Raw genomic sequence first — 20969 nt, 5'->3', positions numbered from 1 at the left:
GCCCCCATGCCCGAGACTAACGCCCAACCAAACGCCCTGACCTTCGCCCCTGACACGCCGGATGCGCTGCCGCTGCACATCGTGGAAAGCGCCGCGCTTGCGGCCTTCCTCGCCGATCAGCCGGAAAACGTCGGCACCTGGGTCGCCGCCTCCGGCTTCACCGGCGCGCTGCGTCAGGCCTGCGTTGTGCCCGGGACCGATGGCGCGCCGGTCATGGCGCTGGCGGGCTATGGCAGTGCCGCCACCCGCGCCCGTGGCCGCTTCTGGCTGGCCGCCGCCGCCGAGAAACTGCCCAAAGCCACCTATCGCATCGCCTCCGGCCTGCACGACGACACCGCCGAGGTCGAGGCGCTTGGCTGGCTGTTCGCCGGTTACCGCTTTGACCGCTACAAAGCGCAATCGCCTCTCCTTGCGCGCCTCGTCGCTCCCGAGGGCCTGCACATCGCCCGGCTTGAAGCGATTGCCGCGGGCGAGGCGCTGACCCGCGACCTCATCAACACTCCCGCCTCCGACATGGGCCCGGCCGAGCTTGAGGCCGCCGCGCGCACCCTCGCGGATCGTTTCGGGGCCGAGACCACCGTCATCACCGGCGACGACCTGCTGGCGCAGAACTTTCCGATGATCCACGCGGTTGGCCGCGCCGCCGCACCACACCGCGCGCCGCGCCTGATCGACATCCGCTGGGGCGGCAATGGCCCGACGCTGACGCTGGTTGGCAAGGGCGTCTGCTTTGACACCGGCGGGCTGAACATCAAGCCCGGGTCTTCCATGGGCCTGATGAAAAAGGACATGGGCGGCGCGGCCACCGTGCTCGGCCTCGCCCATATGATCATGGCGCGCGACCTGCCGGTGCGGCTGCGCGTGCTGATCCCGGCGGTGGAAAACGCCATTTCCGGCGATGCCTTCCGCCCGCAGGACATCCTGACCGCGCGCAACGGCCTGACGGTCGAGATCAACAATACCGACGCCGAAGGCCGCCTCGTGCTGGCCGACGCGCTGGCCCTCGGGGCCGAGGAAAACCCCGACCTTATGATCTCCATGGCGACGCTGACCGGCGCCGCGCGGGTCGCCGTCGGCCCCGACCTCGCCCCCTTCTTCACCGACGATTCCGAGATCGCGACCGCCCTTCAGAACACCGGCGGTGTCGTCGCCGACCCGGTCTGGCGCATGCCCTTCTGGGAGCCCTACGAGAGCATGATCGAGCCCGGCATCGCCGACCTCGACAACGCCCCCTCGGGCGGGTTCGCAGGCTCGATCACCGCGGCGCTGTTCTTGCGCCGCTTTGCCGGGACCGACAGCCGCTACACCCACTTCGACATATACGGCTGGAACCCCGCCGCCGCGCCCGCCCGGACCAAGGGCGGCACGGGGCAGGGCGCTCGGGCGCTGTTCTCGGCCCTGCCGCTGCTGCTGGGGTTGTGAGGATGAGCACCCCTGACCGCCGCCGCTGGCCCGCCAACGCCCATGTCGCCGCCACCCGCCTGCGCGACCGCGCGCAGGCCGAAACCTACAGCGACGGCACCCCGGCGCAGCTGGTCACGCCCGTCGCCAACCTCTGCGCCAGCCCCGGCGGCGCGCGCGACCGCCAGCTGCTGCTGGGGGCCGAGGTCACCGTTTTTGATACCCGCGACGGCTGGTCCTTTGTCGAGGCGCAGGCCGATGGCTACACCGGCTATGTCGTGGCCGACGCGCTCGGCCCCGTGACGCCCGCGACGCATATCGTCACCAACCGCTTCACGCAGGCCTACCAGGCGGCGAACCTGAAAACCCCTGACCTCATGGCGCTGTCGATCGGCAGCCGCCTCACCGTCACGAGGGTTCACAACGGCTTTGCCGAAACCGCCCATGGCTTCGTCCCCTCGCAGCATGTCACGCCGCTCGGGGCCGTCGCGCGCGATCCGGTGACGCTGGCCGAAGGCCTGCTCGGCACGCCCTATCTCTGGGGCGGCAATTCGGGCTTTGGCATTGATTGTTCGGGCCTCGTGCAAGGGCCGCTGCAGATGCTTGGCCACGACTGCCCCGGCGACAGCGACATGCAGGCGGCCGAGCTTGGCGATCCGCTGAGCGAGGACGCGCCCCTGCAACGCGGCGATCTGCTGTTCTGGAAGGGCCACGTGGCCTGGGTGGCGGACGCCACCCGCATCCTGCACGCCAATGCCGGCTCGATGAGCACCGCTTTCGAGGATCTGCAGGGCGCGATTGCCCGCATTTCCACTGCAGGCGATGGTCCGATCATCGCGCGGCGGCGTCTGCCCTATCTGTAAGGGGGCAATCTACGGCGCGGATCAGCTTACGCTCCAGCACCCGCAGCACGGTCTTCAGATCGTGGCCGCGCCGCAGAACCTGACCGTCCATGCCATGCACGGTGTACATCCCCTGCTTGGCGCGCAGCTTGGGGCGCTTCTCGATCCGGTAGAGCGGGTTTTCGGCGGTGCGGCGAAAGATCGAGAAGACCGCGACCTCGCTCAGGTTCGAGATGCCGTAATCGCGCCACTCACCCGCTGCGACCATTCTGCCATACAGCGACAGGATCACGTTCATCTCGCTCCTCTGAAAGGCCACCTGAGGGGGCGCATGTGCCGGAACGGGGGGAGGGCCTTGAAGCGTCATCCCCGAATCCTGCGCCCGCCTGCCGTCAAAATCAAGCGGCATTCGCATCACATTGTGTGCAGTTCCGCCGTTTGCAGTCTGGCTGTGCAGGCTGCGTTAACCTGTTGTTTTTTGCGCCAGCGCCACCGCCCGGATACCGTTCAGATACCGACCAGATACCGACATGCCGTTTTGCGCCCCGACCCATGTTAACCATGCGCGGCGTGTGGCGATTTGCTGGGCGGTTAAGCCTCCTCGGGTTCACGAAATTTTCATCCCTCTGACCTTTTCGTGATCATGACTCGCGGCATCTTGGCGCAGGCAAGGATGCAGGTAATGTGGTCGCAATGACAATTGGGAGAAGACGATGAAGCATTTCATCCTGACGACGACGATCGGCGCTCTGAGCCTTGCGGGCGTGGCTTTCGCCCACGCCGAGGTCAGCAATCCGGTGGTGAAAGACCGTATGGAGCTGATGGACACGATTCGCGGCAGTTTCGCGACCCTTGGCGGCATGGCGCAGGGCAAGGTCGATTTCGACGCCGAAAAGGCTTCTGCGGCGCAGGCGACTCTGGTCGAGGCTGCGGCAAAGATCCCCGCCGCTTTTGAGCCGAACGAGATGGACCCCGAGTCCAAGGCGCTGCCGGCGATCTGGGACAACTGGGATGATTTCGTCATCCACGCCACGGCGCTGGAAGGTGCGGCAGACGCGCTCGACCCGTCCTCGCTCGACACGATCAAGGCCGGTGTTGGCCCGATCGGTGCGTCCTGCGGTGGCTGCCATCAGGCGTATCGCACCAAGTAAGGCGCTGCCAACGTTGATAAATCCGGCGGCGCGTCAGCCCTTTGACCCGCGCCGCCGGTGATCCGCCCTCAGCCGCAGGTCAGCGCCTCGACACGGCCGTCCTCGTCCAGCAGGACGTTCAGCCGGTTGAACAGGTAATCCATCGTCGCCACGGAATCCTTCTCCAGCACGCGGACCTTGCCCTCGAATCCGGCCAGCAGATCCGAGGACCAGATCTTTCCGATCAGCGATTGATGGGTCTCTGCGCCACAGGCGGTGTCTGTCACAGGCGGCAGGGGCCGCGTCTTCTCCGGCTCGGGGGCACCCCCGGCCAGCGCGGATGAGGCGCTCAGCGCCGCGACAGAGATCAGGGTAAACAGGGCGTGACGGGGCATGACGCATCTCCGGTTGAGGAGCACCGGAGCGCTCGTTTCCGCGAACCTAAGCACGGGCGGCGCGGTTTCAATACACCCCTTCGCACTATCGCAAACCAATCAGACCTGCTTGACACCATAGCGGGCCAAAAACATCTCAACTGCTTCGCTGGCCACGAAATTCAGCTCTTCCTGCGGGATGCGTTTCTCGATGCCGAAGACCAGCCGTGCGAAAATCCCCGCCTTGCAGAGCTCGGCAAACTGGTTCGCGGCCAATTCGGGATGCGCAACGTCCAGCTCGCCGTTTTCGTTGGCCTCGCGCAGATAGGCGCTCATCTTGGTCTGCGCCAGCAACGGGCCATTTCGATAGAATTCCTCGGCCAGATCGGGAAACCGCTCGGCCTCGGCGACGCACAGACGGAAGATCGACAGCGACAGCGAAGAGTTGAAGAAGGTCACCATCCGCGTCGCAATAAAGCTCAGCATATCGCGCACCGGCAGGTCCTGCGGCATGATGCGTTCGGCCTCATCGGCCTGACGATGGCATTCCAGCCGGGCAATCTCGATGAAAAGCAGGCGCTTGTCGGGAAAATAGCTATAGAGGGTCGCCTTCGACACACCAGCATTCCGGGCGATGTCGTCGACACCGGCCCCGTCGAACCCGTCCTGCAGAAACGCCTGACGCGCGCCCTCCAGAACCTGGTCATACTTGCGTCCCTTGCGCACTTTTGGCGTCAAATCATTCATGTTTTGCCCGTCCCGATAGGATCGCGCTGCCGGAATGTGCCGACATTGCGCAGTGATCCCGTGGTTCTCCCTACCCCAGCATGCGCCTGTGTCTCCTGACCCGCAGGCGCGGCCCAAACAAACTGCCCTAAGGCGGCAATGTCCAGACGCCAATTGGCAACAGGGGCCGCTAACTGCACGGCACCCCCCCGGTTGACGGCCCCCGCCACTCTGCGATGATCCGCACAGGGCAGGATCCGCGCTCTGCCAGACCAGCCGACCCCACAGACAGGAACAGCCCATGACCACGATCTACGTCGACGCCGATGCCTGCCCCGTCAAGGACGAGGCGGAAAAGGTGGCGACGCGGCACAAACTGCCCGTCATCATGGTGTCGAACGGCGGCTTGCGCCCCTCGCCCAACCCCTATGTCGAACATGTCATCGTCTCTGCCGGCCCGGATGAGGCTGACATGTGGATTGCCGACCGCTGCGGCCCGCAGGATGTTGTGATCACCGGGGATATCCCTCTGGCGGCGAAATGCGTCGCGGCAGGGGCTGAAACCCTGCGTCACAACGGCGACCGCTTTACCGCTGCCAACATCGGCCAGCAGCTGGCGATGCGCGATCTGATGACCGATCTGCGCGCCGCCGATCCTTTTCGTCAGGGCGGCGGCAAGGGCTTTACAAAGGCCGACCGCTCCCGTTTTCTGGATGCGCTTGAGCGGGCCCTGCGCACAGCGAAAAGCCGGCCACCCAAGGAATAGGCCGCCCTCCAGAACAGGACATAGGCAGAGAATATGCAGACAGAACTGGCCAAGGCCGTCGTCTTCGACATCGGCAACGTGCTGATTGGATGGAACCCTGAGCAGCACTATGACGCGGTGATCGGCGCGGACCGGCGCAAGGCGCTGTTTGCCGAGGTTGATCTGCACGCCATGAACGATCAGGTCGATCTTGGCGGCGACATGGCCGCGCTGACATCAGAGCTGGCCGAGGCGACGCCGCAGTGGCGCGACGAGATCCTGATGTGGCACAGCGACTGGCTCAAGATGGCGGCACCTGCGATCCCGCATTCGGCGCGTCTGCTGCGCGCGCTGCGCGCCAAGGGCATCCCCGTCTTTGCCCTGAGCAACTTCGGCATCGGCACCTTTGACATTGCCTGTCAGGCCTATCCGGTGCTGACCGAATTCGACCGCAAGTATGTCTCGGGGCACATGCAGGTGATCAAGCCCGATGCCCAGATTTATCAGATGCTTGAGGAGGACTCGGGCCTCTCCGGTGCCGAGCTGATCTTCACTGACGATCGTACCAACAATATCGAGGCCGCGGCCGCCCGTGGCTGGCAGACGCATACTTTCACCGGGCCTGAGGGCTGGGCCGAGCGCCTTGTCGCAGATGGCTATCTGACGGCCGAGGAAGCGGCCTAGGCCCCTTTGCTGAGCTGGGCGAGGCCACGGCGGCCTCGCCCCCGGTTCTCAGGCGGGGAGGGCGGGGGCGGCACGCCGCTCTCTGATCGGCAGATGCACCAATGCGCTGAACGCCCCGACGCCGACGCCGATCCACCAGACCAGCGTGTAATTGCCGTAGATATCGTACATCCGGCCGCCCAGCCAGACGCCCATGAAGCCACCGATCTGGTGGCTCAGGAACACGATCCCGTAGAGCGTGCCCATGTAGCGCATCCCGTAAAGATGCGCGATCAGCCCGCTGGTCAGCGGCACCGTCGCCAGCCACAGCCCCCCCATCAGCGCCGAAAACAGCAGCACCGAAGCCGGGGTGATCGGCATCAGGATGAACGTCCCTGCCACGATGGTGCGCAGCGTATAGATCCCCGCCAGCAGGTATTTCCGCTGATACCGCTTGCCCAGCCAGCCCGCGAACAGTGTGCCGACGATATTCATCACGCCAATCAGCGAGATCGAGATCGCTCCGAGCGCCGAGGTCGTCGTGATCCCCAGCCCCGCCAGAATGCCTCCCGTCGCAATCGGCCCGCACAGCTCGGTCACGAAGGCCGGAAAGTGCGCCGTGATGAACGCCAGCTGATACCCGCAGGAGAAAAAGCCGAGGAAAATCAGGGTGAAGCTCGGATCCTTCGCGGCGCGTGTCAGGATATGGCCAAGGCTCTCCTCCAGCTCGGCCTTTGTCGCGGGCGAGGCTTCGGACTTCAGGAAGGGCAGCAGCACCAGCGTGCACAGGATCGCGCCGGCAAAGACCAAGAAGACCGACTGCCATGGCATCAGCCCGAGCAGCCATTCGGCCACGGGCGCGCCAAAGACCTGCCCCGCGCTGCCCGCCGCCGTGACGACTGCCAGCGCCATCGACCGGTTCTCGGGCGCTGCGGTGCGCCCCACGACGGCCAGGATCACGCCAAAGCCGGTGCCGGCGATGCCAAAGCCCACCAGCACCTCCATCGCCCAATGCGCCTCGGGCGTCACGGCAAAGGACGACAGCACCAGCCCCGCCGCATAGGTCAGCGCCCCCAGCACCACGGCCAGCCGGTCGCCCATGCGTTCGGCCAGCGCGCCAAAGATCGGCTGCCCGATCCCCCAGGCCAGGTTCTGGATCGCAATGGCCAGCGAGAAGTCGGCGCGCAGCCAGCCGAATTCGGACGCGATGGGGATCTGGAACACCCCGAAGGACGCGCGAATGGCGAAGTTCACCACGATAATGCAGCACCCGGCGATCAGGACAGGGGTGAAAAGGCGGGCGGAAACGGGCATGTCGGTCCTCCGGTCAGACCGCGCGACATTAGCCGTCCTCACGAAACCGTCAATTCAGCGTTTGTGGCCTGCACCATTCGCAATCGTGACCTTTCCCCGCCGCGCGGGCCGGGGTATCACCCGAGGTATGAGCGTCTTTATGTCCGAACTTTACGCCGCCCGCGTGGCCGATGGCACCATCAAGCCTGATGATGCCCAGCAGGCCGTGCTGCCCGAATTCGACCGCATCTGCGAAGGCCTGCAGGCCGAACCGCAGAAGCGCGGCTTCTTTCGTCGCGCGAAAGAGCCTGAGCCGCCGAAGGGCCTCTATCTCTGGGGCGGGGTCGGGCGTGGCAAATCCATGCTGATGGACCTGTTTGTCGAAACCCTCGATGTGCCGGTCCGCCGGGTACACTTCCACGCCTTCATGCAGGAAATCCACGAAGGCCTGCATGCCGCGCGTCAGGCCAATACCGAAGACTCCCTCGCCCCCGTCGCCGCCAAGGTTGCCGCCGAGGTCAAGGTGCTGGCCTTTGACGAGATGCAGATCACCGATATCACCGATGCGATGATCGTCGGACGCCTGTTCGAGGCGCTGTTCGCCGCCGGAGTCGTCATCGTCACCACCTCCAACCGGGTGCCCGATGATCTGTATAAAAACGGCCTGAACCGTCAGCTCTTCCTGCCCTTCATCGCCCAGATCAAGGACCGGCTGGTGGTCCACGAACTCGCCAGCCCGAACGATTATCGCCAGAACCGTCTCTCCGGCTCGCCGGTCTATTTCACGCCGGTGAATGCCGAGGCCCGCGCCGCGATCGAGGCGATCTGGCAGGATCTGACGGGGGGCGATGCGAAACCGCTGGTGCTCAAGGTCAAGGGCCGCGAGGTCGTGATCCCCGCCTATCGCAACGGCGTCGGGCGCGCACGGTTTCATGATCTCTGCGGGGCGATGCTGGGGCCGGGCGATTACCTCGCCGTGGCGGATGCGGTCAAGGTGCTGATCCTTGAGAATATTCCCTCGCTGTCACGCTCCAACTTCAACGAAGCCAAGCGCTTCGTCACCCTGATCGACGCGCTGTACGAGGCCCATGTGCGCCTGATCTGTTCTGCCGCGTCAGAGCCGGAAACGCTCTATCTCGAAGGCGAGGGGGTGTTTGAATTTGAACGCACCGCCAGCCGTCTGCGCGAAATGCAGGACAAGCGCTGGGGTGAAGGGAAGTAGGTTTGCCACTCTCTGCGAACCGATAGGCGGGGCCGGGAAACGGAGCGGGGGTCGTTGAACCGACCCCCTGTTTTTGCCCGTTGGTCCCAAGCCTGAGTGACATCTTGCGAATCGCGGTGATAGGCTGCCGATGCGATGGGTAAGATGTCTGAGAATGCCTGTATCTAAAGGGACATTAGGCGATATTTCGCGAATCGGTCAAGAGCGCACGAATCGATTTCGACGCAGTTTCGCCACAGTTCACCGGGGTGATTCGTCAATACCGAGTCGGAACAGGCGCTTAGCCGCAGCAGCTCATGTCAAAAAAAGATCGCAATTGTCGGAACGGGTGCAAGGCGCCCTGTGTCAGGCGTTGGTTTGCAGCACCCTTCCCGCCAGATACAGCGATCCACCGATCAGAACTCGCGCATCGGGGCAGGTCGCGGTGATGCGGCGCATCGCGCTCTCGACGCTTTCGGCGGTAAAGGCCTCAAGGCCGCTGTCGCGCGCGGCGGTGGCGGTGTCCTCGGCGCTCAGCGTGTTGGCCTCACCGGGGATCGACACGGCGGTCATCGTTTCGACATGCGGCGCCAGCGGGCGCAGATAGCCGCGCACGTCCTTGGTGTTCAGCATGCCGCAGATCATATGCGTCGGACGTTTGGCCAGCCCGCTCAGATGCAGGGCCAGTGCCTCGCCCGCAGCGGGATTGTGGCCACCGTCCAGCCAGATCTCCGCCAACGGCGCGATCTCGGCCAGGGGGCCCTTGCGAAGCCGTTGCAGGCGCGCGGGCCATTCGGCGTTCAGCACGGCGGCTTCGCAGGCGGCCTCGGTCTGTCCCAGCTGGCGCAGCACGGCGATGGCGGCCCCGGCGTTGGCCACCTGATGCGCGCCCAGCAGGCGCGGCAGCGGCAGATCGAGCAGCCCGGTCTCGTCCTGAAACACCAGCCGTCCGCGTTCTTCCCAGACATGCCAGTGCTGGCCATGCACGAACAGCGGCACGCCAAGACGCGCGGCGCGGGCCTCGATGACCTCCAGCGCGGCCTCGGTCTGGGGCGCGACGACACAGGGCACACCGCGCTTGAGGATACCGGCCTTCTCGCCGGCGATCTTCTCGATCGTGTCGCCCAGAAAGCTCTCATGATCCATCGAGATCGGGGTCAGCACCGTCATCGCCGGACGCTCCACCACATTGGTGGCATCCAGACGCCCGCCGAGCCCGGTTTCCAGCAGGCACCAGTCCGCCGGGGCGCGGGCAAAGCCCAGCATGGCGGCGCAGGTGGTGATCTCGAAATAGGTGATCGGATCGGGGCCATTGGCGGCCAGACATTCATCCAGCAGCGCACTCAGCGCCGCTTCGGAAATCAGCGTACCGTTGAGGCGGATGCGTTCGTGGAACCGCACCAGATGCGGCGAGGTATAGGCATGCACCGATTGCCCCGCCCCCTCGAACCCGGCGCGCAGCATCGCCTGGGTCGAGCCCTTGCCGTTGGTGCCCGCCAGATGAATGACGGGCGGCAGCTTTTGTTCAGGATGATCCAGTGCGGCCAGCAGGCGCCAGACGCGGTCCAGCACAAGGTCGATGACCTTGGGGTGCAGCCGCATCATCCGTTCCAGCAGGGCGTCCGAAGAAGGGGCGCTCACTTCTTGTCTTTCGCCTTGTCCTTCGGGGCATCCTTGGCAGGTGCCGGGGCTTTCGCCGGTGCGGCCTCCTTGGCCGGTGCCGGGGCAGGGGCCGCGGCGACAGGCTCGGGCAGCGCCTCGGTCTGGTCCGGCGCGGGGAGCTCACCGCGCACGGCGGGCGGCAGGCCCATCAGCATCCGGGTGATCTGGATCAGCTCTTCACGCATCTCGGTGCGCGGGGTGACGCGGTCCAGCATGCCGTGGTCCAGCAGATATTCGGCGCGCTGGAAGCCTTCGGGCAGCTTTTCGCGGATCGTCTGTTCGATCACGCGCGGCCCGGCAAAGCAGATCAGCGCGTTCGGCTCGGCAATATGCACATCGCCCAGCATCGCGTAGCTGGCCGTGACGCCGCCCGTGGTCGGGTGGGTCAGCACGACGATATAGGGCAGCCCCGCCTCTTTCAGCATCTGCACCGCAACCGTGGTGCGCGGCATCTGCATCAGGCTCAGGATGCCTTCCTGCATGCGCGCGCCGCCGGCGGCGGAAAACAGTACCAGCGGGCATTTACGCTGTACCGCGCGTTCGGCGGCGGCAACGATCGAGTTGCCGACATACATGCCCATCGACCCGCCCATGAAGGAAAAGTCCTGCGCGGTGGCGACGATGGGCGTGCGCCCGATCTCGCCCTGAGCGACCAGCATCGCTTCGTCCTCGCCGGTCTTGCGGCGGGCCTCACGCATACGGTCGGGGTATTTCTTCTGGTCGCGAAAGTGCAGCGGGTCACTGACCGGCTCGGGCACGTCGACTTCGGTGAAGATGCCACCGTCGAACAGCGCCTTGAAACGGTCGCGCGGCGAAATCGCCATGTGATGCCCACAGGAGGTGCAGACATTCAGATTGTCGCTCAACTCTCTGTGGAACAGCATCGTGCCGCAGCTGTCGCATTTCGTCCAAAGGTTCTCGGGCGTTTCCCGCCGCGAAAAGATAGAGTTGATGCGCGGCCGGACGTAGTTGTTGATCCAGTTCATCGGCGATTTGCCCCCGGGGTTGCCAGTCGAGCCTGAAATAAGCGGCTCGGCGACAGATTGCAATCAACGCCTTATGGCAATGCGTACCGCCAGCCATGCAAGACCGATGGTCGCCAGCTCGATCCCCAGTTGCAGACTGATCAGCGGGGCGTCGGTCACGATCGGATCGGGCAGCCCCGAGGAGGCTGGAAACAGAAACAGTGCCAGCCCTGAATCGGGGCCGCCCGCCTCGCCAAAGCACAGAAAAGCATAGGCATTATTGGCCAGGTGAAACCCGATCGCCGGCCCGAGGTTGCCACTGCGCGCCGTCAGATCGGACGCCGCCAGACCAAAGCAGAAGGCCCAGATGACATACTGCCAGTTGTCGATGGGCAGCGCACCGTCTTGCCAGTGCACAGCGGCAAACAACAGGTTCGGCACCACCATCCAGACGAGGGGCGCGCGGAATCGCGCCGCCAGCTGTTGCTGGACATAGCCGCGATAGAGCACCTCCTCGGCCCCGGTCTGCACCAGCAGCGCCGCCAGCGCGAAGGGCAGCGCCACCAGCCAGCCGCCCATGTCGCGGGCGCTCTCGGCCGCGCGAAAGTCGAGCCACGGTGGCAACAGCTGGATCGCCATGAACACCGCCCCCGAGGCCGCGAAGGCGGCAGGCAGCATCCGACGCACATCGCCGACAGGGCCGATCAGGCTGGCAAAGCCGCGATCATGCAGTCGCCACGCGACCAGCCAGACCGCCGCCGCCAGCAACCCGTAAGAGGCCAGCTGCACCACCAGCCCCAGCGCCGTGTCGCCGAAAAACAGCGCCTCCGCCAGATCGGGGGCAAGCCGCCCCAGCAGCCCGTCAAAGGCCCAGATCCCGGCGTCGAACAGCAGCTCGACCAGCACCAGCCCCAGCACGACCCGCCCCAGCTGCGCCGAAGCGCGCGCAGGCGCGGCAAAGGCGGCATGCGGCGCATAGGCCACAGGCACACGCGTCATCGGCGCAGCGCCAGACGCGCCGCCAGCCACAGCACCACCGTCGTCGCAAGGTCCAGCGGCATCAGCGGTGTCAGCGCCGGGTCCGCCGCCGTCACCGGCAGATGATACAGCGCCAGCCCGCCCAGCTCATCCCCGAAGCCGACGACCAAAATGGCGAGGACGTTGTTGATGAAATGCAGCGCCAGCGCCGGCCCCAGCGTGCCCGAACGCGCCGTTAGATCCGCCGCCGCCAGCGCAAACAGCGTCGCACTCGCCACGAACCACAGCCCGTTACTGCCCGCCGCGCCCTGATAATGCAGCAGCCCGAACAGGACTGAGGGCAGCCCCATCCAGATCATCGGATGGGAAAACCGTGCTGACAGACGCGATTGCAGATAGCCACGAAACAGCAGCTCCTCTGCGGCGATCTGGATGAAGATGGCGGGCAGGGCGACGGGCAGCAGGCTCAGCCAGGGCCCGAAGCCAAGGTAGCGTTCGGGGCGCAGATCGGCGGGCATCGGCAGGATCCAGACGATGGCCTGCAACAGCGCCACATGCCCCGCGACACGGAAAAACTGCACGCCAGCCATGGGCCATGGCCCGATCAGACCGGCCAATCCCCGCCCATGCAGCACCTGCAGCATCAGCACCAGCGCGACCACCGCCGCGGTGAACGACCCCAGGAACAGCAGCGTCGCCCCCGCGCTCGTGCCCTGCTCCAGCCGGGCCGGATCGGCCATGCCAAACAGCGACGCCGCCCCGACAAACCACAGCGTCAGCAGCACCGCATAGAGCACCGCGAACATCCCGAATCCGGCCACCGTGCGCCACAGCGCCACCGGGTCATCCTGCCATTGCGGTGCGTGCCGCTGTCCATTTCTGCTCATGGCGCGAAACTATCGCCACGATTTCGTGCCCGCAATCGCCCTTGTGCGCACGGCGGTGGTCATTTATCCCCAAGCCAGCCAAGTTTCCGGGGGAGCCGCGTCCATGACAAAGTTTGATAAATCCAAATTGCCCAGCCGCCACGTGACCGAAGGTCCGGCCCGTGCGCCGCACCGTTCGTATCTCTACGCGATGGGGATTTCGGAAGAAGAGATTCACCAGCCCCTGGTTGGCGTCGCCACCTGCTGGAACGAAGCCGCGCCCTGCAATATCGCGCTCAGCCGTCAGGCTCAGGCGGTGAAACTGGGTGTGAAGGCCGCCGAGGGCACGCCCCGCGAATTCACCACCATCACCGTCACCGACGGCATCGCCATGGGCCACGAGGGCATGCGCTCCTCGCTCGCCTCGCGCGAAGCCATCGCCGACACGGTCGAGCTGACGATGCGCGGCCACTGCTATGACGCCATCGTCGGCCTTGCGGGCTGCGACAAATCGCTGCCGGGCATGATGATGGCCATGGTGCGTCTGAACGTGCCGTCCGTCTTCATCTATGGTGGCTCGATCCTGCCCGGCAAAGCGCCGCAGGTCGAAGAGATCCCCGCCGACTTCCGCTCGCGCGATCTGACCGTGCAGGACATGTTCGAAGCCGTCGGTCGCCACCAGAACCACGAGCTCTCTTCGGCCGCGCTCGACATGCTGGAACGCGTCGCCTGCCCGTCGTCGGGCGCCTGCGGTGGCCAGTTCACCGCCAACACCATGGCGTGTGTCTCTGAGGCGATCGGCCTCGCGCTGTTCAACTCCTCCGGCATGCCCGCCCCCTATGAGAGCCGCGATCAGTACGGCGAGGCCTCGGGCCGTGCCGTCATGCGCCTGCTTGAGCTGAACATCCGCGCCCGTGACATCGTCACCAAGGAATCGCTGATCAACGCCGCCCGCGTCGTCGCCTGCACCGGCGGGTCGACCAACGGCGGTCTGCACCTGCCCGCCATCGCGCATGAGGCCGGGATCGATTTCGACCTGACCGACGTCTGCGACATCTTCCGCGACACCCCCTATTTCGTGAACCTGAAACCGGGTGGCGATTACGTGGCAAAAGACCTCTACGAGGCCGGCGGCGTGCCCGTCGTGCTGAAAGAGCTCGACAAAGCTGGCCTGATCTACCGCGATTGCATGACCGCCTCGGGTTATTCCATCGGCGAGGAGATCGACAAGGTCACCCGCGAAGCCGACGGCAAGGTCATCCACTCCATCGCGACCCCGATCACCAAGACCGGCGGCGTTGTCGGCCTCAAGGGCAACATCGCCCCCGAAGGCGCCATCGTGAAGGTCGCGGGCATGACCCCCGAAGAGCAGGTCTTCACCGGCCCGGCGCGCGTGTTCGAATGCGAAGAAGACGCCTTTGAAGCCGTGCAGAACCGCTCCTACGCGGTCGGCGACGTCATCGTCATCCGCAACGAGGGCCCCTCGGGCGGTCCGGGGATGCGGGAAATGCTGGCGACCACGGCGGCGCTGTCCGGTCAGGGCATGGGCAAGAAGGTCGCGCTGATCACCGACGGCCGCTTCTCGGGCGCAACACGCGGTTTCTGCGTCGGTCACGTCGGCCCTGAGGCGGCACATTGCGGCCCCATCGCCCTGCTGAAAGACGGCGACATGATCACGCTGGACGCCATCAAGGGCACCATCGACGTTGACCTGTCGGACGAAGAGTTCGCCAAGCGCAAAGCCGAATGGGCTGGCCCGCGCGAGACGATCTATGCCTCGGGCGCGCTGTGGAAATACGCTCAGCTGGTCGGCAGCACCTACCTTGGGGCCGTGACGCACCCCGGTGGCAAGGCCGAGAAACATATCTATGCCGATCTTTGATCGGATAAACGCCGGGCGAATCTTTCGCCCGGCCGCTCTGCTGATGACGCTGGCGCTGCTGGCGGGCTGCGAAGCCCCCGGCACCTCCGGTGCGATTGCGCGCGAAGACAACGGTCAGGCGCTCGGCTTTCTGTCCAGTGTGAACCGCAACTCCGGCTCCGTGCTCGGCAGCGCCGAAGTGGCGGGCGGCGATGTCGCGATCCATGGTCCGGCGGGCTATTGCATCGAAGGACGCAGCCTCAAGAAACGCAGCCGCTACGGCTTTGCCCTGCTGGCGCGCTGCGATATCCTCAGCGGTGGTCAGATCGGCACGCCTGTCGCGCTGGCTCTGATGACCGTGACTGTCACCCCCTTTGAGGGCCCCGGCGATCTGGCCGATGCGCGCACGCTCTCGGCGGAATTTCCCCGCAGCGATGTCCTCTCGGCCGAAGACGTGACCGCGGTCCGGCTGCTGCATCTGGCCAAGGGCGGCGATACCTTCGCCCCCGGTGCCGATCCGCGGCAATGGCGCGGGGCCTTCCTGCTCAACGGATATCTGGTCTCTGTCGCCGCCTACGGGCCTGAGGGCAGCACCGTCGCCGACAAGGGCGGGCGGGCGCTGATCCTCGACATGGCGAAAACCATGCGCGCGAAAAGCCCCAAACTGCCAGCCCCGGCCGAGGTCGCCGCCAAAGCAGGCTGAGCCGCGAAAAATCCACCCCGATCCGTTTGCCCGTTTGTTTCAGTCAACCTTTTGCGCCTATGCTTGCCCCTATGTCCGGGCAAGCAGCGCGCGCTCTGTGCCCAACCGCCCGGACTTGCAGGGAAATCGCAGACGCGCTGCGGCAGCGGATACGGGTAACGACGGCGGGGATCATGGCAAAATCGGACAGGTCGGTTCTGGGCAGATGGGTGGCACGGCGCGAACTGCTGCGCTGGCGCGACCGCGCCTCCCAGGCCGAGTGGTGCCATCTGTCGCGATTGCGCGGCCAATGGGCGCAGGCCCGCACCCTGCGCGACGAACTCGACCATCTGATCTATGTCGCCGACAGCCGCCTCGCGCTGCCCGCCATCGGCTCCAGCGCATTTCACGTCCCCTTTGACGCGGACTGGGGCTGGCGTCCCCAGCTCTGGCGGGCGCCGCTGCCGAAATCCGGCCTCGCCTCGGTGCATTCCGGCGAGGTGCTGGGCGACGAGGTCGGCGTGTTTCACGACTGTGACGCCTCCGAGATCTCTCTGAGGCAGGTGCGCAATTTCCGCGAAAGTGACCTCGCGCCCTTTGCGCTGCGCATGGATGTCTTTGCCTTTTCGGGCACCTTCCTGTCGATCGCCATCGACCTGCCGCAGGCCGCGATCGACGGGCTGCGACGGCGCCACCTGATCCGGCTGGACACCGCCGTGCAGATGGAAAAACCGGTCGACCTGTTTGCCCGGCTCAACATCAAGCACGGCCCCAACACCGAACAGATCGTTCTGCAGCTGCCGCTGAGCGAGGATGAGGTGATGGTGGAATTCGACCTCGCCTATACCAATATCAACGAAAAGCGGATCGAAAAGGCTTGGGTCGATCTGATCTTTAAAGACCCCGCGATGAACGAACTGATACTGAGGGATGTGACCCTGTGCCGCCGCCCCCGTGCCGAGCTGTGACAGGATGCATCACAAGCAGGAGACGCCGCCGTGCCTGACGCGACACTGACCAAGACCCGCCTGCACGCGGGCAAGTGGGAAGGGCTGCTGGTCCTGCCCGGTGCCGGCCCCGAGACCGACGTCGCCGGAACCGAGATCGAGGTGCTGTTGCACGATGCCCCGATCCGCGGCGTCACGGTTGAGGCGCTTGAGACACCCGGCGAATACGCCATCGTCATTCCGATCCCGGCCGAGTCTATTGCCGACGGCGTGCAGGTCTTTCTGATCCGCCACCGTCCCTCCAATGCCGTGCTCAACGCCTTCGCCATCCTGTCGGGCGATGTGCTGGGCGACACGCTGCACACCGAAGTGCTGTTGCTGCGCGCCGAGCTCGACATGCTCAAGCGCGCCTTTCGCCGTCATTGTGTCGAAACCCTGCCGCAGGCCTAGCCGCGATTGCCCGGTTTTCGCACCGTTCAGATACCGTTCAGATACCGACGCGATACCGACATCGGTTGTTTCTGTTTCGCTGGGGTATTGTTTCACCGTTTCTCTGCCTTCAACGATCCCAGACAAAACCGCTTTATTGTCCGTCCACTGCCCCTTTCCTGCCTGAATTGACGCTAATAAACGTCAGTATCATATAGCGAGGCAGGCGTTCAGAATGGACAGGCTCACTGAAATGGAGGCATTCGCGACCGTCGTGGATCAGGGAGGATTCACCGATGCCGCGAAAAAGATGGGGATTTCCAAGTCCGCTGTCTCCAAGCATATTTCGTCTCTCGAAGCCCGCCTCGGCGCGCGTCTGCTGAACCGCACGACCCGGCGGGTCTCTCCGACCGAGATCGGATTGGCCTACTACGACCGGGCCCGCCGCGTTCTGAATGACGCGGGCGAGGCCGACGCGCTGGTCACCTCCATGCAATCCGCGCCCTCAGGCCTGCTGCGGATTTCCGTGGCAACCGACTTTGGCGTCAACCATCTCAGCCCCGTTCTGGGCGAGTTTCTGCGGCAATTTCCTGATGTTACGGTGAACATGGTGCTGAACAACCGCCATGTCGAACTGATCTCGGAGGGGTTTGACATGGCCATCCGGGTCGGCGCACCCGAGGGGTCGCCCCTGCTGTCGCGCAAGCTGACAGAGACCGCGCAGCGCATGGTCGCCAGTCCCGGATACATCGCCGCTTATGGCCGCCCCAGCCGCATTGACGACCTGAACGATCACAAGCTGCTGCACTATTCCAACCTCGACAGCGGCAATGTCTGGCGGTTGACCGCCCCCTCGGGCGAGCAGCGCCAGATTCGCACTGCCGGCTGGCTGTCGGTCAATGACGGGCAATCCCTGCTGAACGCCGCGATCTCGGGTCTGGGAATCGCCTATCTGCCCAGCTTCCTCTGCGCGGAGGCACTGGCCAAGGGGCTGGTCGAGGACGCCATGCCGGACCTGCCCCCTGATCTGCAGGGCATCTATGCCGTCTATCCACCGGGCCGATTCACCCAGCCGAAAGTGCGCGCCTTCGTCGATTTTCTGGAGGCAGCCTTCCGCGACAAGGGACCGTTGGAGTGGTAAGCCTGCGTTTGAAATCAATTCCTTAGCTGAGGCTCAGCAACACGGCCTCAACACGGCGATTGGTCTCGCGTCCGGCCTCTGTCTCGTTGCTGGCCATCGGCGCCAGATAGCCCGCCCCCTCGGCGGACATCTGGCTTGCGGGCACATCATAGCGGCGGGTCAACCGCTCCATCACGGCACGGGCGCGGCGTTTGGACAGGGCGATATTGCTCTCAAGCCCGCCCTCGGTATCGGTATGTCCGACCAGAACCACCCTCCGTCCGGCACTGACTTTCAGGAAATCGGCCAGCGCGCTCAGAGAGGGGTAGGGGGCCTCCGCCAGTTCGGACGACCCGGTGGCAAAGATCAGATCGCCCAGCACCACACGCCCTGAGGCGGTCAGCGTGGCCGCTATGTCGCTGGCCTCTGCCCTAGGCATGGTCACGCCGGGCACCGCTTCAGATCCGGGCGCATCATCGGCCTCGGGCACCGTCAGATCGACTTGGCCGGGCGTGATGTGGACCAGCTGAACATAGCCCACGGAGCCTGCCCGGCTGACCAGAAGAAAGACATAATCGGCGTCCTCTCCGGTGCCCCTCTGGGCGGTCAGGGCGCGAAAATCGAACAGATCAACGTTCATGTCGGGGGCTTGAATGACATCAACACCAAAGCGAAAGTCGAAGCCACCACAGGCATCGGTGTCGCATTGCAGAACCGGCGTAAACCCCATGCCCTCAAGCTGTTCCCGCAGCGGAGCGAGCAGCTGTAGCGTTGTCATCTGGCCGCTCACCTGCCAGGACAACCGCGTCACATTCCCCTCCAGCGCCAGACTGGGCACCTTTCCCTTGGCGAAGGGCGCGGTCGGCAGCGCGAAAGAATCGATGCGGGTGTCACTGTGGGTCTGGCGCCCCGCAAAGGGTATCTCAAAGCTCAGAGGCGCCGCCTGCCCGCAGATCGGGGCGAGCAGGGTCATCCCCAGAAGGGCGGGCAGGAGGGTCAGTGTCAGCGCTCTGGCCTGTCGTGCCCGCCGCCGCATTCAGCGCGCCTGCCCGTGGTATTCGGGGTTGGGCTGCATGTGGATCGCATTGGCAACGCGGTTGGACATGTTGAAAAAGCCGGTGGTGTTGGCGATGTCCCAGATGTCTCGGTCGCTGAAGCCCACGTCGCGCAGGCCCTGACGGTCCCCCTCGCCGATCGTGGCGCTGTCGGTCGTGACCTTGGCGGCGAAATCGAGCATGGCACGCTGGCGTGGCGACAGGTCAGCGGCGCGATAGTTCATCACCATCGCCTCACCCAGCTCGGGCTTGCCCGACAGCGCACGCACGGCAGCGCCATGGGCGGTCAGGCAATAAAAACAGTGGTTTATCGAGCTGACGACCACCGCAATCATCTCTCGCTCCAGCTTGCTCAGCCCGCTTTGGCCCAGCATCAGATCGTTGTAGAGTGCGGCAAAGGCATCGAGCTTGGCGATGTCGAAGGCATGCGCCTTCAGCACGTTCGGCACCATGCCCAGCTTGTCTTCGCACAGATCGAAATACGCCTGCGTCCGTTCGGGCAGCGGTGACACCATCGGCAGATCCAACGCCGTTATCTTCTCGTTCATGACCATCTCCTCCTGTCAGTCTTTCTGACGGTAATGGTAATGACCGACCTTTGTCATGCCGAGAGCGTTATAGAGGGCATTTGCGGCGACATTCGCCTGCGTACAGACGACCGAAAAGGTCTGCGCGCCGTTTTGGGCGGCCCACCTTGCGGCATCGATCATCATCGCCTTGCCCATGCCACGGCCACGCATTTCCTCCAGAACCTCGAGCGCGTGCAACATGCCCACGTGATCCGACACGGCCACATAGGCGGTGCCTGCGGGCGAATTGTCGTAGCGCCCGATCAGCGTGGTGCGCGGTTCGCCTGCGCGCAGCATCACCTCGATCCGCGCCGCGCCGATCCCGCCTGCGGACCAGATCTCGCGCTGAATCGCCAGCGGCTCCCAAGTGGCGAGGCTGTGTTGCTCGGGACGTTTCTCCCGCGTCGCCAGAGTGTCGACCGGGCAGGCGTAGATATTGACCGGATCAACGATGACATAGCCGCGCGCCGCCAGCTTGGCATCCAGCGCCTCCTGGCCGGGGCGCAGGCTGAACAGCTGCGGCTGCTCCATCGCGCGCATCGCGGCTTCGGCTTCGACGATATCCGCATCCGTCACCGCCCCGACGGCTGAGGCTGCCGATACGCGCTTGCCACCGCCACCGCCCCGGCGCAGCAACCATGCCCCCTGATGCCGCATCTGCGCCGGAGGCCAGGTTGCATCGACGACAGCCATGTAGAGAGCGGTCTCCTGCGCGACGGTCTTGCTGGCAGGGGCGCTCATGCGGGAAACAGCTCGGCCAGACGGGTCATGGCGGCGTCGATCATCGCGCCGTCGCTGCCCCGGATCACGATGGTGGCGCCATAGATCCCGTCGCGCTGATAGGGGTAGGATCCCATGGAGAGCTCAGGATAATCGCCCGCCAGAGCGCGCAGCGGCCCGGCAATCTCGCCCTCGCCCCGGTCGATGCGCAGCGACTGGCTCAGCAGCGGTTTGCCCCCGGTCAGGCGCGGCAGGATCGAGGCGACCATGGCCTCGAACACGCTGGGCACCCCGGCCATCACATGCACGTTGCCGACGGAAAAACCCGGCGCGATGGACACCGGGTTGTCGATCAGCGTCGCGCCATCGGGAATGCGCGCCATGCGCAGGCGGGCCTCGGTGATCTCGACGCCGCGCCCGTTCCAGTGGGCGACCAGCAGGTCACGGGCATCGTCGCGCACGTCGATATGCTGGTCAAACGCCTTGGCGATGCAATCGGCGGTGATGTCGTCATGCGTCGGCCCGATCCCGCCCGAGGTGAACACCTCGTCATAGGCGGCGGACAAAGCCTTGACCGCCTTGATGATCGCCTTGGCATCATCGCTGACCACGCGGACTTCCTTCAGATCAATGCCAATCTTCGTCAATTCGTTGGCAAGGAAGTACATGTTGGCATCCCGGGTGCGCCCCGAAAGGATCTCGTCGCCGATGACGAGCATGGCAGCGGTGGGATTTGGCAT

The 20969-nt window shown here is 65.0% G+C and carries 23 protein-coding genes; 11 read left to right on the top strand and 12 right to left on the bottom strand.

The features are described from left to right. Positions 1–6 precede the first annotated feature (6 nt). Together F3W81_RS13400 and F3W81_RS13395 are read left to right on the top strand one after the other, a co-directional pair. Positions 7–1422: a leucyl aminopeptidase family protein gene (locus F3W81_RS13400; protein ID WP_193079642.1), complete on the top strand. Its 1416-nt coding sequence runs from the start codon at positions 7–9 to the stop codon at positions 1420–1422. Positions 1423–1424: 2 nt separating this feature from the next. Beyond that, positions 1425–2264 carry a C40 family peptidase gene (locus tag F3W81_RS13395; RefSeq protein WP_193079641.1) on the top strand — a complete coding sequence of 280 codons (840 nt, stop codon included), beginning with the start codon at positions 1425–1427 and terminating at the stop codon, positions 2262–2264. Here the strand turns inward: F3W81_RS13395 and F3W81_RS13390 are convergent. Continuing rightward, a complete protein-coding gene (locus F3W81_RS13390; protein ID WP_193079640.1) occupies positions 2233–2610 on the bottom strand; it encodes a DUF2794 domain-containing protein in 378 nt (125 codons plus the stop codon). The genes F3W81_RS13395 and F3W81_RS13390 overlap by 32 nt on opposite strands. Positions 2611–2956: 346 nt before the next feature. Between F3W81_RS13390 and F3W81_RS13385 the strand changes: the two genes are divergently transcribed. Then, positions 2957–3394, top strand: a complete 438-nt coding sequence (locus F3W81_RS13385) for a c-type cytochrome (RefSeq protein ID WP_193079639.1) — start codon at positions 2957–2959, stop codon at positions 3392–3394. 68 nt (positions 3395–3462) lie between these two features. On the opposite strand, the gene F3W81_RS13380 is transcribed toward F3W81_RS13385, so the two are convergent. Both F3W81_RS13380 and F3W81_RS13375 read right to left on the bottom strand, forming a co-directional pair. Further along, positions 3463–3768, bottom strand: a complete 306-nt coding sequence (locus tag F3W81_RS13380) for an I78 family peptidase inhibitor (RefSeq protein ID WP_193079638.1) — start codon at positions 3766–3768, stop codon at positions 3463–3465. 99 nt (positions 3769–3867) lie between these two features. Then, positions 3868–4494, bottom strand: a complete 627-nt coding sequence (locus F3W81_RS13375; RefSeq protein WP_193079637.1) for a TetR/AcrR family transcriptional regulator — start codon at positions 4492–4494, stop codon at positions 3868–3870. Between the two features lie 280 nt (positions 4495–4774). Here F3W81_RS13375 and F3W81_RS13370 point away from each other — a divergent pair, with 280 nt between their 5' ends. Both F3W81_RS13370 and F3W81_RS13365 read left to right on the top strand, forming a co-directional pair. Then, entirely contained in the window at positions 4775–5239 is a 465-nt protein-coding gene (locus F3W81_RS13370; RefSeq protein ID WP_193079636.1) for a YaiI/YqxD family protein, read from the top strand. Positions 5240–5272: 33 nt separating this feature from the next. Beyond that, positions 5273–5902: an HAD family hydrolase gene (locus F3W81_RS13365; RefSeq protein WP_193079635.1), complete on the top strand. Its 630-nt coding sequence runs from the start codon at positions 5273–5275 to the stop codon at positions 5900–5902. A 48-nt stretch (positions 5903–5950) separates the two neighbouring features. Here F3W81_RS13365 and F3W81_RS13360 read toward each other — a convergent pair whose 3' ends face one another. Then, complete coding sequence (locus F3W81_RS13360; RefSeq protein WP_193079634.1) at positions 5951–7195, bottom strand: MFS transporter; 1245 nt, start codon at positions 7193–7195, stop codon at positions 5951–5953. Between the two features lie 139 nt (positions 7196–7334). On the opposite strand from F3W81_RS13360, the gene zapE reads away from it, so the two are divergent. Continuing rightward, the gene (gene zapE, locus F3W81_RS13355; RefSeq protein ID WP_193079633.1) at positions 7335–8396 is read left to right on the top strand and encodes a cell division protein ZapE; all 1062 of its coding nucleotides are present in this window, start codon (positions 7335–7337) and stop codon (positions 8394–8396) included. 345 nt (positions 8397–8741) lie between these two features. Here zapE and F3W81_RS13350 read toward each other — a convergent pair whose 3' ends face one another. The 4 genes from F3W81_RS13350 to F3W81_RS13335 form a co-directional block, all read right to left on the bottom strand. Continuing rightward, positions 8742–10016, bottom strand: a complete 1275-nt coding sequence (locus F3W81_RS13350) for a bifunctional folylpolyglutamate synthase/dihydrofolate synthase (RefSeq protein WP_226941679.1) — start codon at positions 10014–10016, stop codon at positions 8742–8744. Then, a complete protein-coding gene (gene accD / locus F3W81_RS13345; RefSeq protein ID WP_193083865.1) occupies positions 10013–11023 on the bottom strand; it encodes an acetyl-CoA carboxylase, carboxyltransferase subunit beta in 1011 nt (336 codons plus the stop codon). The genes F3W81_RS13350 and accD overlap by 4 nt, the downstream gene beginning before the upstream one ends. A 63-nt stretch (positions 11024–11086) precedes the next feature. After that, positions 11087–12001 carry a CPBP family intramembrane glutamic endopeptidase gene (locus F3W81_RS13340; protein WP_193079632.1) on the bottom strand — a complete coding sequence of 305 codons (915 nt, stop codon included), beginning with the start codon at positions 11999–12001 and terminating at the stop codon, positions 11087–11089. Further along, entirely contained in the window at positions 11998–12867 is an 870-nt protein-coding gene (locus tag F3W81_RS13335; RefSeq protein WP_193079631.1) for a CPBP family intramembrane glutamic endopeptidase, read from the bottom strand. The genes F3W81_RS13340 and F3W81_RS13335 overlap by 4 nt, the downstream gene beginning before the upstream one ends. A 103-nt stretch (positions 12868–12970) precedes the next feature. On the opposite strand from F3W81_RS13335, the gene ilvD reads away from it, so the two are divergent. From ilvD to F3W81_RS13310, 5 genes are all read left to right on the top strand, one after another. Next, the gene (gene ilvD / locus F3W81_RS13330) at positions 12971–14728 is read left to right on the top strand and encodes a dihydroxy-acid dehydratase (protein ID WP_193079630.1); all 1758 of its coding nucleotides are present in this window, start codon (positions 12971–12973) and stop codon (positions 14726–14728) included. Next, positions 14715–15410 carry a hypothetical protein gene (locus tag F3W81_RS13325; RefSeq protein WP_193079629.1) on the top strand — a complete coding sequence of 232 codons (696 nt, stop codon included), beginning with the start codon at positions 14715–14717 and terminating at the stop codon, positions 15408–15410. Before ilvD ends, F3W81_RS13325 begins: the two co-directional genes overlap by 14 nt. A 173-nt stretch (positions 15411–15583) precedes the next feature. Further along, the gene (locus F3W81_RS13320; protein ID WP_193079628.1) at positions 15584–16357 is read left to right on the top strand and encodes a DUF6478 family protein; all 774 of its coding nucleotides are present in this window, start codon (positions 15584–15586) and stop codon (positions 16355–16357) included. A gap of 30 nt (positions 16358–16387) precedes the next feature. Continuing rightward, a complete protein-coding gene (locus F3W81_RS13315; protein WP_193079627.1) occupies positions 16388–16786 on the top strand; it encodes a hypothetical protein in 399 nt (132 codons plus the stop codon). 214 nt (positions 16787–17000) lie between these two features. Then, positions 17001–17906: a LysR family transcriptional regulator gene (locus tag F3W81_RS13310; RefSeq protein ID WP_193079626.1), complete on the top strand. Its 906-nt coding sequence runs from the start codon at positions 17001–17003 to the stop codon at positions 17904–17906. A gap of 22 nt (positions 17907–17928) precedes the next feature. On the opposite strand, the gene F3W81_RS13305 is transcribed toward F3W81_RS13310, so the two are convergent. Genes F3W81_RS13305 through F3W81_RS13290 form a run of 4 tightly spaced genes read right to left on the bottom strand, consistent with a single transcriptional unit; the run spans position 17929 to position 20969 of the window. Continuing rightward, a complete protein-coding gene (locus F3W81_RS13305) occupies positions 17929–18921 on the bottom strand; it encodes an OmpA family protein (protein WP_193079625.1) in 993 nt (330 codons plus the stop codon). Continuing rightward, a complete protein-coding gene (locus tag F3W81_RS13300; RefSeq protein WP_193079624.1) occupies positions 18922–19488 on the bottom strand; it encodes a peroxidase-related enzyme in 567 nt (188 codons plus the stop codon). It abuts the gene before it with no gap. 15 nt (positions 19489–19503) lie between these two features. Next, positions 19504–20250 carry a GNAT family N-acetyltransferase gene (locus F3W81_RS13295; protein ID WP_193079623.1) on the bottom strand — a complete coding sequence of 249 codons (747 nt, stop codon included), beginning with the start codon at positions 20248–20250 and terminating at the stop codon, positions 19504–19506. Continuing rightward, positions 20247–20969: a competence/damage-inducible protein A gene (locus F3W81_RS13290; protein WP_193079622.1), complete on the bottom strand. Its 723-nt coding sequence runs from the start codon at positions 20967–20969 to the stop codon at positions 20247–20249. Before F3W81_RS13290 ends, F3W81_RS13295 begins: the two co-directional genes overlap by 4 nt.

Origin of the sequence: Pseudooceanicola spongiae (assembly GCF_014899185.1) — a bacterium.
Taxonomy (GTDB): Bacteria; Pseudomonadota; Alphaproteobacteria; order Rhodobacterales; family Rhodobacteraceae; genus Pseudooceanicola; species Pseudooceanicola spongiae.
The sequence above is the reverse complement of the archived record's forward strand: the minus strand, read 5'-3'. Positions and strand labels throughout refer to the sequence as shown.

What these genes read in the sequence shown, in the direction of transcription:
- F3W81_RS13375 (WP_193079637.1), bottom strand. Translation starts at nt 4,494, where the DNA reads ATGAATGATTTGACGCCAAAAGTGCGCAAGGGACGCAAGTATGACCAG.
- F3W81_RS13390 (WP_193079640.1), bottom strand. Translation starts at nt 2,610, where the DNA reads ATGACGCTTCAAGGCCCTCCCCCCGTTCCGGCACATGCGCCCCCTCAG.
- F3W81_RS13295 (WP_193079623.1), bottom strand. Translation starts at nt 20,250, where the DNA reads ATGAGCGCCCCTGCCAGCAAGACCGTCGCGCAGGAGACCGCTCTCTAC.
- F3W81_RS13310 (WP_193079626.1), top strand. Translation starts at nt 17,001, where the DNA reads ATGGACAGGCTCACTGAAATGGAGGCATTCGCGACCGTCGTGGATCAG.
- ilvD (WP_193079630.1), top strand. Translation starts at nt 12,971, where the DNA reads ATGACAAAGTTTGATAAATCCAAATTGCCCAGCCGCCACGTGACCGAA.
- F3W81_RS13370 (WP_193079636.1), top strand. Translation starts at nt 4,775, where the DNA reads ATGACCACGATCTACGTCGACGCCGATGCCTGCCCCGTCAAGGACGAG.
- F3W81_RS13340 (WP_193079632.1), bottom strand. Translation starts at nt 12,001, where the DNA reads ATGACGCGTGTGCCTGTGGCCTATGCGCCGCATGCCGCCTTTGCCGCG.
- F3W81_RS13400 (WP_193079642.1), top strand. Translation starts at nt 7, where the DNA reads ATGCCCGAGACTAACGCCCAACCAAACGCCCTGACCTTCGCCCCTGAC.
- F3W81_RS13305 (WP_193079625.1), bottom strand. Translation starts at nt 18,921, where the DNA reads ATGCGGCGGCGGGCACGACAGGCCAGAGCGCTGACACTGACCCTCCTG.
- F3W81_RS13365 (WP_193079635.1), top strand. Translation starts at nt 5,273, where the DNA reads ATGCAGACAGAACTGGCCAAGGCCGTCGTCTTCGACATCGGCAACGTG.
- F3W81_RS13395 (WP_193079641.1), top strand. Translation starts at nt 1,425, where the DNA reads ATGAGCACCCCTGACCGCCGCCGCTGGCCCGCCAACGCCCATGTCGCC.
- F3W81_RS13300 (WP_193079624.1), bottom strand. Translation starts at nt 19,488, where the DNA reads ATGAACGAGAAGATAACGGCGTTGGATCTGCCGATGGTGTCACCGCTG.
- zapE (WP_193079633.1), top strand. Translation starts at nt 7,335, where the DNA reads ATGTCCGAACTTTACGCCGCCCGCGTGGCCGATGGCACCATCAAGCCT.
- F3W81_RS13290 (WP_193079622.1), bottom strand. Translation starts at nt 20,969, where the DNA reads ATGCCAAATCCCACCGCTGCCATGCTCGTCATCGGCGACGAGATCCTT.
- accD (WP_193083865.1), bottom strand. Translation starts at nt 11,023, where the DNA reads ATGAACTGGATCAACAACTACGTCCGGCCGCGCATCAACTCTATCTTT.
- F3W81_RS13385 (WP_193079639.1), top strand. Translation starts at nt 2,957, where the DNA reads ATGAAGCATTTCATCCTGACGACGACGATCGGCGCTCTGAGCCTTGCG.
- F3W81_RS13335 (WP_193079631.1), bottom strand. Translation starts at nt 12,867, where the DNA reads ATGAGCAGAAATGGACAGCGGCACGCACCGCAATGGCAGGATGACCCG.
- F3W81_RS13360 (WP_193079634.1), bottom strand. Translation starts at nt 7,195, where the DNA reads ATGCCCGTTTCCGCCCGCCTTTTCACCCCTGTCCTGATCGCCGGGTGC.
- F3W81_RS13380 (WP_193079638.1), bottom strand. Translation starts at nt 3,768, where the DNA reads ATGCCCCGTCACGCCCTGTTTACCCTGATCTCTGTCGCGGCGCTGAGC.
- F3W81_RS13320 (WP_193079628.1), top strand. Translation starts at nt 15,584, where the DNA reads ATGGCAAAATCGGACAGGTCGGTTCTGGGCAGATGGGTGGCACGGCGC.
- F3W81_RS13325 (WP_193079629.1), top strand. Translation starts at nt 14,715, where the DNA reads ATGCCGATCTTTGATCGGATAAACGCCGGGCGAATCTTTCGCCCGGCC.